11 protein-coding genes are annotated in these 13,454 nt (G+C 62.6%); 6 read left to right on the forward strand and 5 right to left on the reverse strand.

Translation table 11 applies throughout. The annotated features are described in order from the left end of the window. Positions 1-369: 369 nt before the first annotated feature. Positions 370-912, reverse strand: a complete 543-nt coding sequence (gene orn, locus LQ215_RS27845; RefSeq protein ID WP_175359945.1) for an oligoribonuclease — start codon at positions 910-912, stop codon at positions 370-372. Positions 913-1,021: 109 nt separating this feature from the next. Between orn and rsgA the strand changes: the two genes are divergently transcribed. Then, positions 1,022-2,053: a small ribosomal subunit biogenesis GTPase RsgA gene (gene rsgA, locus LQ215_RS27850; protein ID WP_028237543.1), complete on the forward strand. Its 1,032-nt coding sequence runs from the start codon at positions 1,022-1,024 to the stop codon at positions 2,051-2,053. Positions 2,054-2,231: 178 nt separating this feature from the next. Here rsgA and motB read toward each other — a convergent pair whose 3' ends face one another. Both motB and motA read right to left on the reverse strand, forming a co-directional pair. Further along, positions 2,232-3,269: a flagellar motor protein MotB gene (motB, locus tag LQ215_RS27855; protein WP_230153491.1), complete on the reverse strand. Its 1,038-nt coding sequence runs from the start codon at positions 3,267-3,269 to the stop codon at positions 2,232-2,234. Positions 3,270-3,433: 164 nt separating this feature from the next. Continuing rightward, positions 3,434-4,285 carry a flagellar motor stator protein MotA gene (motA, locus tag LQ215_RS27860; RefSeq protein WP_058546517.1) on the reverse strand — a complete coding sequence of 284 codons (852 nt, stop codon included), beginning with the start codon at positions 4,283-4,285 and terminating at the stop codon, positions 3,434-3,436. A gap of 166 nt (positions 4,286-4,451) precedes the next feature. Between motA and LQ215_RS27865 the strand changes: the two genes are divergently transcribed. From LQ215_RS27865 to LQ215_RS27880, 4 genes are all read left to right on the forward strand, one after another. Next, positions 4,452-5,990 carry an HDOD domain-containing protein gene (locus LQ215_RS27865; protein ID WP_230153492.1) on the forward strand — a complete coding sequence of 513 codons (1,539 nt, stop codon included), beginning with the start codon at positions 4,452-4,454 and terminating at the stop codon, positions 5,988-5,990. 42 nt (positions 5,991-6,032) lie between these two features. Further along, positions 6,033-6,848: a rhodanese-like domain-containing protein gene (locus LQ215_RS27870; RefSeq protein ID WP_230153493.1), complete on the forward strand. Its 816-nt coding sequence runs from the start codon at positions 6,033-6,035 to the stop codon at positions 6,846-6,848. A 19-nt stretch (positions 6,849-6,867) separates the two neighbouring features. Continuing rightward, positions 6,868-7,728 carry an archaetidylserine decarboxylase gene (asd, locus tag LQ215_RS27875; protein ID WP_230153494.1) on the forward strand — a complete coding sequence of 287 codons (861 nt, stop codon included), beginning with the start codon at positions 6,868-6,870 and terminating at the stop codon, positions 7,726-7,728. A gap of 154 nt (positions 7,729-7,882) precedes the next feature. Then, complete coding sequence (locus tag LQ215_RS27880; protein WP_230153495.1) at positions 7,883-9,643, forward strand: molecular chaperone; 1,761 nt, start codon at positions 7,883-7,885, stop codon at positions 9,641-9,643. A 171-nt stretch (positions 9,644-9,814) separates the two neighbouring features. Here LQ215_RS27880 and serB read toward each other — a convergent pair whose 3' ends face one another. Beyond that, entirely contained in the window at positions 9,815-11,029 is a 1,215-nt protein-coding gene (gene serB, locus LQ215_RS27885; protein ID WP_058546512.1) for a phosphoserine phosphatase SerB, read from the reverse strand. Positions 11,030-11,162: 133 nt separating this feature from the next. Here serB and LQ215_RS27890 point away from each other — a divergent pair, with 133 nt between their 5' ends. Beyond that, positions 11,163-12,680 (forward strand): AhpA/YtjB family protein, encoded by a 1,518-nt coding sequence (locus LQ215_RS27890; RefSeq protein WP_230153496.1) that lies wholly within the window; start codon positions 11,163-11,165, stop codon positions 12,678-12,680. A gap of 208 nt (positions 12,681-12,888) precedes the next feature. Here LQ215_RS27890 and LQ215_RS27895 read toward each other — a convergent pair whose 3' ends face one another. After that, complete coding sequence (locus LQ215_RS27895) at positions 12,889-13,296, reverse strand: DUF3224 domain-containing protein (RefSeq protein ID WP_230153497.1); 408 nt, start codon at positions 13,294-13,296, stop codon at positions 12,889-12,891. Between the last annotated feature and the right edge of the window lie 158 nt (positions 13,297-13,454).

A 13,454-nucleotide genomic window follows, 5' to 3' on the forward strand; every position in this document is an offset into this window, starting at 1 on the left:
CGGACAACTCGGTCTACCTGAAGCTGTTGGGGCCTGCTGCGCAGGCCAGCGGGAGCAAGCTCCCTCGCCACAAAAGCAATCCCGCCCGTCGCTGGGGTGCCGGTTAGAACTTGATGAAGTGCTTACGCCAAACCGGACAACTCGGTCTACCTGAAGCTGTTGGGGCCTGCTGCGCAGGCCAGCGGGAGCAAGCTCCCTCGCCACAAAAGCAATCCCGCCCGTCGCTGGGGTGCCGGTTAGAACTTGATGAAGTGCTTACGCCAAACCGGACAACTCGGTCTACCTGAAGCTGTTGGGGCCTGCTGCGCAGGCCAGCGGGAGCAAGCTCCCTCGCCACAAAAGCAATCCCGCCCGTCGCTGGGGTGCCGGTTAGAACTTGATGAAGTGCTTACGGTAATGCTGCAACTCGGCAATGGACTCGCGGATGTCGTCCAGGGCCAGGTGGCTGCCGCCCTTCTGGAAGCTGTCGCGTACTTGCGGCGCCCAGCGGGCAGCCAGTTCCTTGAGGGTGGAGACGTCCAGGTTGCGGTAGTGGAAATAGCTTTCCAGGGATTTCATGTGGGTGTACAGGAAGCGACGGTCCTGGCAGATGCTGTTGCCGCAGATCGGCGACTTGCCCTTGGGCACCCACTGCTCCAGGAAGGCGAGGGTCTGGGCTTCGGCCTCGGCCATGCTGATCTTGCTCTCGCGCACCCGCTGGGTCAGGCCCGAGCCGCCGTGCTGGCGCGTGTTCCACTCGTCCATGCCGGCCAGGATCTCGTCGCTGTGATGGATCGCAATGACCGGGCCTTCGGCCAAGGTGTTGAGGTCGCTGTCGGTGACGATGGTGGCCATTTCGATGATGACGTCGGTGTCCGGGTTCAGACCGGTCATTTCCAGGTCGATCCAGATCAGGTTTTGCGGGTTTTGCATAGGGAAGCTCCTCGGCGTAGCCACGCAGTTTAGCCTAGGCCGGCCCTTGGGCGTGCTAAACTCGCGGCCGTTTTACCCTATTCGCTGCATTTCTTCATACGGAACACCCATGGCCAAACGCCAACTCAATCGTCGTCAAAACTGGCGCATCGAAAAGATCCAGGGCGAGCGCGCCGCCCGCGCCGCCAAACGCGAATCCAGTGCTGTCGAAGCCCTGGAGGGTGGCGACCTGGGCCCTGAACAGACCGGCCTGGTCATCGCCCACTTCGGCGTGCAGGTCGAGGTCGAGGCCCGGGAAGGCGAACTGGCCGGCCAGGTATTCCGCTGCCACTTGCGCGCCAACTTGCCGGCGCTGGTGACCGGCGACCAGGTCGTCTGGCGTGCCGGCAACCAGGGCATCGGCGTGATCGTCGCGCAATTGCCGCGCCACACCGAACTGTGCCGCCCGGACAGCCGAGGCCAACTCAAGCCCGTGGCCGCCAACGTCGACATGATCGTCATCGTGTTCGCACCGCTGCCCGAACCCCACGCCAACCTGATCGACCGTTACCTGGTGGCCGCCGAACACGCCGGCATCCGTCCGTTGTTGCTGCTCAACAAATTCGACCTGATCGACGAGCACAACGCCCCGGCGCTGAACGCCCTGCTGTCGGTCTATCGGGATTTGGGTTACCCAGTGCTGGAAGTCTCGGCCCACCACGGCAACGGCATGGAGCAATTGCAGCAACAGCTGGACGGACGCATCAGTGTGTTCGTCGGCCAGTCCGGCGTCGGCAAGTCATCGCTGGTCAACAGCCTGCTGCCGGACGTCGAGACGCGCGTCGGACCGTTGTCCGAGCTGTCCGGCCAGGGCACCCACACCACTACCACCGCGCGGCTGTTCCACTTCCCTGGCGGCGGTGAATTGATCGACTCACCGGGCATCCGCGAGTTCGGCCTGGGCCACGTTAGCCGGGCCGATGTGGAAGCCGGGTTCATTGAGTTCAACGAGCTGATCGGCACCTGCCGCTTCCGCGACTGCAAGCACGATCGCGAACCCGGTTGCGCCCTGCTCAAGGCCCTGGAAGAAGGCCGCGTGCATCAGCAACGGATGAACAGCTACCGCTCGATCATCGCCAGCTTGCCGGAAAGCAGTTACTGATGCGGCCGGACGCCTTTGTGGCGAGGGAGCTTGCTCCCGCTTGAGTGCGAAGCACTCATCCTGGGTGGGGCTGCTTCGCAACCCAGCGGGAGCAAGCTCCCTCGCCACAATGACAAGCACGCCTCAAGTGAACAGTGACCCATAAAAAAGCCGACAATGATGTCGGCTTTTTTATGGGTCACTGCGCCGGCGGCGCGGCCGGTTTTGGCGCGGCGTCGTCGAACAGGTTCAGGCGCTCGCGCAGTTCATGGGCCGGCACGGGTTGCTGGTCCGCCGGCAACGCGTTCGGATCGACCGCCGCGCCAGGCGTGGCGGGCACTTCACCCGGTGCGCCCTGGCCCGGGGCAGGATCGGGCGCCGGATCATCGGTTTGTGAGCCCTCGATGGCTTTCTGCGCCTTCTTGGTCAACACCACGATATCGATACGCCGGTTGACCGGGTTGAACGGGTCCTTGCGGTCGAACAACGCCGAAGACGCATAACCGACCACCCGCGCCACCTGCTCGTCCGGATAACTGCCGGCTACCAGGGCGCGACGGGCCGCGTTGGCGCGGTTGGCGGACAGTTCCCAGTTACCGAAATCTCCCTTGCCGATGTAGGGCTTGGCATCGGTATGGCCGCTGATGCTGATCTTGTTCGGCACCGCCTTGATGGTGTCGGCCATGGCCAGCAGGATGTCTTCGAAATAAGGCTTCAGGCGCGCACTGCCGGAGTCGAACATCGGCCGGTTCTCGGCGTCCATGATCTGGATGCGCAAGCCGTTCGGCGTGATCTCGAACAGGATCTGGTCCTTGAACTTCTGCAGTTCAGGATTCTCTTCGACCTTGTTCTGCAATTCCTGCAGCAGCAATTCCAGGCGCTCGCGCTCGACCTGTTCGGCCATGCCTTCGACCTGTTCGGCATCCACCGTCACCTTATCGGGTTGCGGCTGGGACTTGACCTCGGGGTTGAGGGTCGTGTCCGGTGCCAAGGTCGGCGAACCGCCCAGGTCAATGATGTACGGCGTGCCACTTTCAGAGAAGCCAACCGGGTCCTTGAAGTAACCGGCAATGGCGATCTTCTGTTCCGGGGTGGCCGTGGACAGCAGCCACAGCACCAGGAAGAACGCCATCATCGCCGTCGCAAAGTCGGCGAAGGCGATTTTCCAGGCACCGCCATGGTGCCCGCCGGCAATGCGCTTGACGCGCTTTACAATAATCGGCTGGTTATTTTCCATGACCTAAGTGCTCTGCTTCACAAATACTGTTCCATTTTGACGGTGCCTGTTGCTGCCATACTGCGTTGCCGCTCCTCGCCATAGCGGGCTATGACTCGTCGCGGCGCCTTGTCTGGCAGCAACAGTCACTCGCCAAAAAAGGAACGTATTTGTAAAGCAAAGCACTAGCGACCGCGAACCGCTTGTTCCAGCTCGGCGAAGCTAGGACGGTGCGCCGGGTACAGGACCTTGCGACCGAACTCCACCGCCAGCGATGGCGGCATGCCCGAGGCCGAGGCCACCAGGGAAGCCTTGATGGCTTCGTAGACATTGAGTTCTTCCTTGGCGTCGTGGGCCAGGGAGTGGGCCAGCGGGCCGAAGAAACCATACGCGGCCAAAATACCGAAGAAGGTACCCACCAGGGCCGCACCGACGTGCAGGCCGATGGATTTCTGGTCGCCATCGCCCAGGGATGCCATGGTCACCACGATCCCAAGTACCGCCGCGACGATACCGAAGCCGGGCATGCCGTCGGCGATGCCATTGACCGCGTGGGACGGGTGCTCCAGGTCTTCCTTGAGGCTGTACAGCTCCATGTCGAACAGGCCTTCGAGCTCATGGGGCGCCATGTTGCCGGACGACATGATGCGCAGGTAATCACAGATGAACGCCGTCATGCGGGCGTCCTTGAGCACCGCAGGGTACTTGGCGAAAATCGGGCTGGCGGCGGCATCTTCGATATCGCCTTCGATCGCCATCATGCCTTCACGGCGGCTCTTGTTGAGGATCTCGTAGATCAGGCCCAGCACTTCAAGGTAGAAGGTGTGGCTGAAACGCGAACTGAACATGCCCAGGGATTTCTTGAGCACGTGCATCGTCATATAGCCAGGGTTGGCCTGAAGAAATGCACCGAGGGCCGCGCCACCGATGATCAACACCTCGAAGGGCTGGATCAGGGCGGCGATCTTGCCATGGGAGAGCACGTATCCGCCGAGCACGCTCGCGAACACGACGATGATGCCGATAATTTTAGCCATAGATAGAAAGTACTTATTTAAGTCGGGTTCAAGGTCATATTCGGAAGCTGAAAAATCTCTTCTTCTACTTATCGGCAAAACTGCGCCAGACTATAGGCTGTTCTGGCGAAAAGCCAATTTGCCCCGTTCCGGGCGTAGAGAATTCATACGATGATCACGTCCAGCCATGACTAACGAAACCAAGGTTCCAACGCCACGACCGACCACCCTCGAAGGCTGGGTGAAGCTGCTCGATGGCGTGCACCTACCGGTGCCCCAGGCCAGCCATGACCTGGTCTGCAAGGCCATTGCCGACAGCCGCCGTTCGTTGCGTGACATCGCCGAACTGATGCAGGACAGCCCCGCCCTGGCCCTGAGCGTCATCCGCGAGGCCAACCATCACACCCATGGCAGCCTTGCGGAACCTGCGGAAAATCTCGAAGTGGCCATCAACCGCCTCGGCCTCAAGCGTACCGAGGAACTGCTCGCTCGCCTGCCGTCGTTGCCGGGGCACGAAATCCCCGTCGCCTTGCGCCAGCTGCAATTGATCAGCCAACACGCCACGCAACAGGCCAATGGCTTTTTTGCCAGCCGCCTGGCGCGGCTATGGCAGGACATTCACTGGGGCAGCCTGCTGTTTCTCTCGCCGCTCTGGCCACTGGCCCTGACTCACCCGCGGTTGCTGGGGGAGTGGGAATTGCGGGTCGTTCACAAACGCGAGCCGGCGCGCAAGGTTGAGCGCGAATTGTTCGGCGTCAGCCTGCTGAAAATCTGCCTGGCGCTGGTGGAGACCTGGCGCCTGCCGATCTGGGTGATGCAAGGTTATCGCCTGCTGCTCAATGAACGCCGCGAGCTGGTGCAGGTTCTGCGCATCGCCCGGGACAGCGAGCACCCGCTGCGCCAGCAGAATCGCCTGGACGACGACCCAACCCTGCGGCGCTGGCTGAATCAACCGGCCAATACCGTGTTGCTGGCCAACGGCCTGGCACTTTCAGCGCAACAGGCCTGGGACGGCCCCCACAGTGCCCGCTGGCAATACCTCACCAGTTTGTATCTGCAGATGCCGATGGATGAACTCCAGCAACAGCTGCACCAACAAGCCGTCACGAGCGCCCGTCATGACGTCATGCCGGACCTCTGGCATCCGGCCGTGGCCTTGCTCTGGCCTTGGGGCAGCCGTCGCATCCACCCCGGCTTGCTACCGCCTCCCCCGCCCAGCGCCGCGGACCTGAGCCAGTGGCGCAAGCAATGTTCCGCACTGCTGGTGGAACCGAGCCCCTTCAGCAATGCCATGCACTTGACCACTTCGGCCCGGGACGTGTTGGTGGCCTGCGGCATGCGCCGGGTGATGATCCTGATGGCCGACCGCAACCAGACCAGCGTGCGCGTGCACCAGACCGCCGGCCTGCCCAACGAAGCCGCGGCCATGAGCTTTTCCATCAGCCAGAGCAAAATAGTGCAGCGGTTGCTGGCCCAGCAGGCCCAGGTTCGCCTGAACCCGGACAACAACGCGCAGTTTTCGGCGCTGCTGCCACCGGGCCTGCGCAGCCTGTTCCGCGGGGAGCATCTGCTGCTGCGCTCGCTGACCTGCAATGGCCGGGTGATCATGCTGGTGGTGGTGGACCAGGGCGGCGGGCCGTTCTCGGACGTGACCGTGCAAGCCTTCGGCAAAACCGTGCAATGCATCGAACGAGCCCTGCATACCTTTACCAACCGCGGCCGCTGAACTTGCTACAATCTTTTCCCTTTGCGCCCCTGGAGACCTCACATGCCTGACTTCTCTGGCTTGCCGCTGGTGATCGAGCCGAACGAGCTGTACCCGCGCCTCGAGGCTGAAAACCTGATTCTGGTGGACCTGACCAGCGCCGCCCGCTACAGCACCGGCCATATCCCTGGCGCACGCTTCGTCGACCCCAAGCGTACCCAACTCGGTCAACCACCAGCGCCGGGGCTGCTGCCGGCCCAAGCCGACCTCGAAGCGCTGTTCGGCGAGCTCGGGCACAACCCGGATGCGGTCTATGTGGTCTATGACGATGAAGGCGGCGGCTGGGCCGGGCGGTTTATCTGGCTGCTGGACGTGATCGGCCATCCGAACTACCACTACCTCGACGGCGGCTTGCTGTCGTGGCTGGACGAAGGCCGGCCGGTGTCCGTCGAAGTGCCTGCACCGGTTGCCGGCCCGGTCAGCCTGACGCTGCACGACGAGCCCACCGCCACCCGCGAATACTTGCAAAGCCGTCTCGGCGCGGCCGACCTGGCGATCTGGGACGCTCGTGGCCCGCTGGAATATTCCGGCGAGAAAGTCGTCGCGGCCCGGGGCGGGCACATTCCCGGCGCGGTCAATTTCGAATGGACGGCCGGCATGGACCCAGCGCGCAACCTGCGCATCCGCAAGGACATGCCGCAAATCCTCGAACGATTGGGCATCACGCCTGACAAAGAAATCATCACCCACTGCCAGACTCACCACCGCTCCGGCTTCACCTACCTGGTGGCCAAGGCGCTCGGTTACCCACGGGTCAAAGGCTATGCCGGTTCCTGGGGCGAATGGGGCAACCACCCCGACACACCCATCGAGCTTTGAAGGTTCTTAAGGACAGTTAATGAAAAACCGTTTGTTCATCCTCACCCAATACCTGCTGCCCCACCACCTGCTGTCGCGGCTGGCCGGCTGCATTGCCGAATGCCGCGTGCGCTGGTTCAAGAACGCCTTCACCGCGTGGTTCGCCAAGCGCTACCAAGTGGACATGTCCCAGGCCCTGGTGGAAGACCTGACTGCCTACGAGCACTTCAACGCCTTCTTCACCCGCGCCCTGAAGGATGGCGCACGCCCGCTGGACGACACCCCGGGCGCGATCCTCAGCCCCGCCGACGGCGCCGTCAGCCAGCTCGGCCCGATCGAGCATGGCCGGGTGTTCCAGGCCAAGGGCCACAGCTTCAGCGTGCTGGAACTGCTGGGCGGCGATGCGGCCAACGCGGCGCCGTTCATGGGCGGCGACTTCGCCACCATCTACCTGTCCCCCAAGGACTACCACCGCGTGCACATGCCACTGGCCGGCACCCTGCGGGAGATGGTCTACATCCCCGGGCGGATTTTCTCGGTCAACCAGACCACTGCCGAAAACGTTCCGGAGCTGTTCGCCCGCAACGAGCGCGTGGCGTGCATTTTCGACACCGAGCGCGGGCCGATGGCCGTGGTGCTGGTGGGCGCGATGATCGTGGCCTCCATCGAAACCGTCTGGGCCGGGCTGGTGACGCCACCCAAGCGTGAGCTGAAAACCTTCCGTTATGACGAAGCCGCCCGCGCGCCGATTCATCTGGAAAAAGGCGCCGAACTGGGTCGCTTCAAGCTGGGTTCGACGGCCGTCGTGCTGTTTGGGCCGGACCAGGTGAAATGGGCCGAAGACCTGGTGGCCGGTTCGCCAGTGCAGATGGGCCAGGGGCTGGCACTGCCTAAAGCCTGATCCCCCTTGAAGCAAGCCTTGTAGAAGATCCGGAGGGATTCAGCCCTGTGGGAGCAAGCTTTGCTCCCACAGCTCATTCAGGGCAACACGCCGGCCTGTCAGCTGCTAGAGTTGGGAACATCACGTTTATTTCCCGCCGGAGCCCGTACACGGCATGAATGAGACCAGCCCTCTCCAGCTATTGCGCGTCCTGACCCCGACACAATCACGCCTGTCGTTCTGCGAGGCTACGCCACGGGACCTCAAGCGCTGGATCGCCAACCTGCCCAAGGCCAACATCGGCGAAACAGCCCGCCTGTTGTACCAAGCCCTTGGCGAACTCAACCAACTGCTCACGCCCAGCGACAATCGCCTGCAACTGCTCGAACTGCTGCGGCCCGAGGTGTATTACGTCTGCAAGCACCTGGAGCGGCATTTCCTGCAACAGGCCATCGTGCTGGATGAACGCTCGCGCAAGATCGTCAACCTGTGCCAGGCGCTGCAAACCCAGCTGGCGATGGGCTACAAACAGATCGTGGCGCGTATCGCGTCGAAATACACCAAGGATCGCGCCCGCGTGCTGAGCACCGCGCTGCAACGGGCGATGCATGCCCTCAATGGCCCGCTGCTGCGTGCCAGTCAGTTGTACAGCCCGGTGCCTGAAGGGCTGTGGCTCGATTTGCACCAGTTGTACCGGATCGCCTGCCTGCACCGGTTGCAGCATCTGAGCGTGGGTGACGAACTGGCCAGCCAGGTTCATCAATTGAACCCCGAGCAGACCTATGTCGTTGCCCTGTTGCTGGGATCATCACGCAGCAATCAGCTGCGCCAGAGCCAAATCGGCTGGCTGACCCAGGCGCTCGAATCCTGGAGCCAGTGGGTCAAGCTCGATCCCACCTCCAGTGCTGCCAGCCTGTTCGCGGTCGCTCCGGAGCTGGATGTCGGGCCGCGCTACCGCTCCAAGTTCCGCGCCGAACAGCAGCCAACCTTGCAGGGCTTCGATCCACAGCCCCTGGTGCGCGCAATCGCCACGCACCTGGAACAACCCGCCGAGCACAACCTGCCGGTACCGGGCGGCATGAGCGTCGACACCTTGCATCACCTGCAAGCCGCCTGGGGCGAAGCAGCGGAACGCAGTTTCCAGCGCACCGAGGGCAACGGCACGCTGACCCTGTGCGTGGGCATGAGTGCACTGCACTACTACCTCGGCGGCGAGCGCTCTTCCAACGAAATACTGAAAAGCCCCACCACCCGCAAGGCCCGCTTCGAAGCCTCGCCAAGCAAGACAAACGACACCTGGGGCCAAGCCTTCGACGCCGCCCCCGCCGGCGACAGCGACCTGCTGCCCTATGAAGAAATCGAATACCCGGTCAGCCCGAGCGACGACGACGGCAGTCAATCCGACAACCAGCATCACTTCCCCACCTACGACCTGCCGATCATCAACCACAGCCCCGGCGGCTACTGCCTCGGCTGGCCCAAGGAAGTGCCGGAACAACTGCAAGCCGGGGAAATGATCGGCATCCGGGACGCCAGCGACCAGGCCTGGAGCGTGGCCGTGGTGCGCTGGATCCGGCAGGTGCGCAACGGCGCCATGCAAATGGGCATCGAGCTGGTCGCACCCCATGCCCAGCCCTGCGGGCTGCAACTGGTCCGGGAAGAAAATGAGCACGGTCACTACCTGCGCGGGCTGTTACTGCCCGAGATCAGTGCCATTGACCTCCCCCCGACCATGATCGCCCCGCGCCTGCCGTTCCAGGAGGGCCAGCGGGTGTTGATCAACACCAACGGCCAGGAGCGCCGCGCCGGCCTGGACCGCCGGGTCACCAGCACCCACAGTTTCAATCAGTTTGCTTATCACCCGGAAGACTCAACCGCCACCGGGGATGGCGGCGAGCAGGAAGGGAATTTTGATTCGTTGTGGAAGTCGCTTTAAACGACGCACAGCCCTTTGTGGCGAGGGAGCTTGCTCCCGCTGGGGCGCGAAGCGGCCCTGAAGCCTGACACACCCGGGTGTGTCAGGCTGACCGTAATGGGCCTGCTGTGCAGGCCAGCGGGAGCAAGCTCCCTCGCCACAAAAGCATGCACTTCAAAACCGGCGTGTTACTCAGAGCTGCCCGTCGCGATCCCTGAAGCCCAACAGGTACAACACCCCATCCAGCCCCAGGGTGGAAATCGCCTGCCTGGCCGACTGCTTGACCAGCGGTTTGGCGCGGAATGCCACGCCCAGGCCCGCGATCGCCAGCATCGGCAAGTCGTTGGCACCGTCGCCCACGGCGATGGTCTGTTCCAGGCGCAGGCCTTCTTTTTCAGCCAATTCACGCAGCAGGTCCGCCTTGCGCTGGGCATCGACGATCGGCTCGACGGCCACGCCGGTCACCTTGCCATCCACCACTTCCAGTTCGTTGGCGAACACGTAGTCGATGCCGAGCTTGGCCTGCAATTGCTTGGCGAAGTAGGTGAAGCCGCCGGACAGGATGGCAGTCTTATAGCCCAGGCGCTTGAGTTCGGCGAACAGCGTCTCGGCGCCTTCGGTCAGGCGCAGCGAAGCGCCAATGGAATCCAGCACGCTGACGTCCAGGCCCTTGAGCAGCGCCAGGCGCTCCTTGAAGCTGGCACGGAAATCCAATTCGCCAGCCATGGCTCGCTCGGTGATGGCCGAGACCTTGTCGCCCACGCCGGCCGCCTTGGCCAGTTCGTCGATGACTTCGGCTTCGATCAGCGTCGAGTCCATGTCGAACACCGCCAGGCGGCGGTTACGGCGGAACAGCGAATCTTCCTGGAAGGCGATGTCGACGTTCAATTCCTGGGCCACGCTGAGGAACTCGGCACGCAACGCCTGGGGATCGGCCGGCTCGCCACGCACCGAAAACTCGATGCAGCCCTTGCCCTTGTCTTCCGGGGTGTCCAGCGGCATGCGCCCGGACAGTCGGTCGATGTGGTCGATGTTCAGGTCATATTTGGCGGTGATCGAGCTGACGCGCTGCAACTGCTCGGCGGTAACCTTGCGGGTCAACAGGGTAACGATGTGACGCTTCTTGCCCTGGCCGGCCACCCAATGCCGGTAATCGTCCTCGGACACCGGCGTGAAGCGCACCTGCTGGTCGAGCTTGTAGGCGGTGAACAGGATGTCCTTGAGCACCGACTTGCCTTGTTCGGCGTCCGGGATTTCAACCAGGATGCCGAACGACAGCGTGTCGTGGATCACCGCCTGACCGATGTCGAGAATGTTCACACCACCCTGGGCCAGAACGCCGGTAATGGCCGCAGTCAGACCCGGACGGTCGCTGCCAGTGATGTTTATCAGGACGATTTCGCGCAAGGCGCACCCCCGCAGGTGGAAAAAAACCGCATTCTACCCACATTCAGTGACCATCGGGCACCGCCAGTGCTTTGCCGGTCATGGGGCTGTCGCTATACTGCGCGTCAATTTCACGGACAAAGAGCCGAGCTCAGTGAACCGGCCCACGCCAGTCAAAACCGACAACTTCTTCCTGCTGATCTTCCGTGCACTGCGTCACCGTCGTGTGCCGATTGCATTGCGCATTGCCAGCCATAACGTGATCCTGGTCGCCCTGGCCCTGGTCATCTATGCCTGCGTGATGGGCTTGCAGTTCAAGCAAGCCATGCACGAGCAGGCCGATGCCCTGGGTGAAAGCCTGACCACCCAGACCGCCACGTCCGCCACCGAGCTGCTGGTGTCCAACGACATCCTCAGCCTCAACGTGCTGCTCAACAACCTGACCAAGAACAAGCTGGTGGCCCACGCGGCCATCTACAGCGTGGACAACCGCATCCTCGCCGAGGCCGGCCAGCGTCCCAAGCCTGGCCTGCTGGGCGAGTCCGGCGGCATGTACCAGAGCAAGATCACCTTCCAGGACGTGACCGCCGGGCAGCTGCGCATCAGCCTGGACATGGATCAGTTCCAGCAACCGATGACCATCAGCCTGCAAAGCATGGGTATCCTCAGCGCGATCCTGCTGGCGCTGGCACTGGCCTTGAGCCTGCGCCTGGGCCGGCACATCTCTACGCCGCTGTTGCAATTGCGTGTCTGGCTGCGGGACATCGACGAACACACGCCGGCCACCCAGCGCCAGGATGAAATCGGCGACCTGGCCCGGCAACTGCACGCCAGCTTCGCGCCGGAGCCTGAGCCCGTACCAGAACCTGAAGACATCGACTACGTGGACGACGACGAGGCCGAGCCAGGCTTCGAAGTGCGTAACCTGCGCGACCCGGGCTTCGATGAAAGCCAGCCGATGCCTGCTTCCAAACCGGCTCCACGCCACGTGGTACGCACGGTAGAGGACGAGGAAGACGACGACGCGTTCGCCGACCTGCGGGACGAGTCAGTCGATGGAGCCCCTCAACCGGTCGCCAGGCCCGTCGCCTCGAACCTGCCCCAGCACAGCGCCGTTCTGGCCGTGCAACTGGGCGCCCAGGACCAACTGCGCCGCCTGCCCCAGGCGCGCCTGAAGGAATTGCTCGAGCGCTACCGCGACTGCCTCGACCAGGCCGCATCGCTCTATCAGGGCGAATTGCACACCCTGAACGACGGCAGCACGCTGATGCTGTTCCACACCGAAGACAGCGGTGACGACTACCTGACCAACGCCATTTGCTGCGGTGAGCTGCTGCGCGCCTTGGGTCACCAGTTGCAGATCGAAGTCGCCGACAGCGGCATCACCCTGCAACTGCAATTGGGCCTGACCCTGGGCGATGGCTTGTTTAGCCTGAGCCAGATCGACCTGCTGCTGACCGAAACCGCCCAGGACGCCCTGGCGCTGTCGCAACACAGCCGCAACCTGCTGCTGGTGGAGCGCAAGATCAACGACGACGCCCTGATCCGCCAGCGCGCCCGCATCCGCCCCATCGCCAGCCCCGAAGGCGCGTGCTGTGTGGAGCGGTTGATGGAACCTTATCCATCGATGTTGGAACGGCAACTGGCACGGATGCACGAACGCCAGGCCTGAGTCTCAGGACTTGAAATGACGAAGCCCGCAGATGAGTGATTGTCTGCGGGCTTTTTTGTTGTCTTCACTGGCCTCATCGCGAGCAAGCTCGCTCCCACAGGAGGTTCTCTGTACGACCACAGATCCTCTGTGGGAGCGAGCTTGCTCGCGAAGGCGTCAGGACAGACGGCGAAAAACCAGACTACAGATTCGCGTCCACCAACACACTTCAGCTCTCAGGCTCAAACGAGTACTCAAATGACACTTGCGCCGGCTCACCATGGCCAGCCACGTAGCTGCCACTGCCACTCAGATTGACCAGATCCCCAGTGCCGGCGCCCTCTACGACACTCCACGTACTGCGCGCCTTACCTTCGGAGAATGATCCCGAATGCCGGGCAACAAATGTTCCGCGCCTACCTGCCAGCACCGCACAAACCCGCTCAAAACCCACAAAGCACGCTGTACCGTCAACGCTGTAGGACATCAAGTATTCGACGCTACTGGTGCCCTCGATAGCGCCGGAATAGGACTGCGTGATTTTGGCATGCGAGAGCTTTGGAGCGTCTTCAAGAATTTGCGACGGCCTCTCGTCCCAGCCCGTGATCTGGAATGTGCAGCTGGCAGTTGTTTTCATGGGGATTTAACTCGTCCTTGTCGTTATTGGAGGGAGGCCTGATGCGCCGGGTCCTCATTTTGCCTGACATCCAGGAATAAGAACCCATGCATCACAGGAAAAAAGCCCGCATCAAGGCGCGATGCTGTTCACTTAAGGACGCGGGGCTTTTTCGAGGG

The sequence above is a fragment of the Pseudomonas brassicacearum genome (assembly GCF_918698105.1).
GTDB lineage: Bacteria > Pseudomonadota > Gammaproteobacteria > Pseudomonadales > Pseudomonadaceae > Aquipseudomonas > Aquipseudomonas brassicacearum_F.

Excerpts from the sequence above, each read along its gene's own strand:
- orn (WP_175359945.1), bottom strand. The coding sequence starts at position 912 with ATGCAAAACCCGCAAAACCTGATCTGGATCGACCTGGAAATGACCGGT.
- rsgA (WP_028237543.1), top strand. The coding sequence starts at position 1,022 with ATGGCCAAACGCCAACTCAATCGTCGTCAAAACTGGCGCATCGAAAAG.
- motB (WP_230153491.1), bottom strand. The coding sequence starts at position 3,269 with ATGGAAAATAACCAGCCGATTATTGTAAAGCGCGTCAAGCGCATTGCC.
- motA (WP_058546517.1), bottom strand. The coding sequence starts at position 4,285 with ATGGCTAAAATTATCGGCATCATCGTCGTGTTCGCGAGCGTGCTCGGC.
- LQ215_RS27865 (WP_230153492.1), top strand. The coding sequence starts at position 4,452 with ATGACTAACGAAACCAAGGTTCCAACGCCACGACCGACCACCCTCGAA.
- LQ215_RS27870 (WP_230153493.1), top strand. The coding sequence starts at position 6,033 with ATGCCTGACTTCTCTGGCTTGCCGCTGGTGATCGAGCCGAACGAGCTG.
- asd (WP_230153494.1), top strand. The coding sequence starts at position 6,868 with ATGAAAAACCGTTTGTTCATCCTCACCCAATACCTGCTGCCCCACCAC.
- LQ215_RS27880 (WP_230153495.1), top strand. The coding sequence starts at position 7,883 with ATGAATGAGACCAGCCCTCTCCAGCTATTGCGCGTCCTGACCCCGACA.
- LQ215_RS27895 (WP_230153497.1), bottom strand. The coding sequence starts at position 13,296 with ATGAAAACAACTGCCAGCTGCACATTCCAGATCACGGGCTGGGACGAG.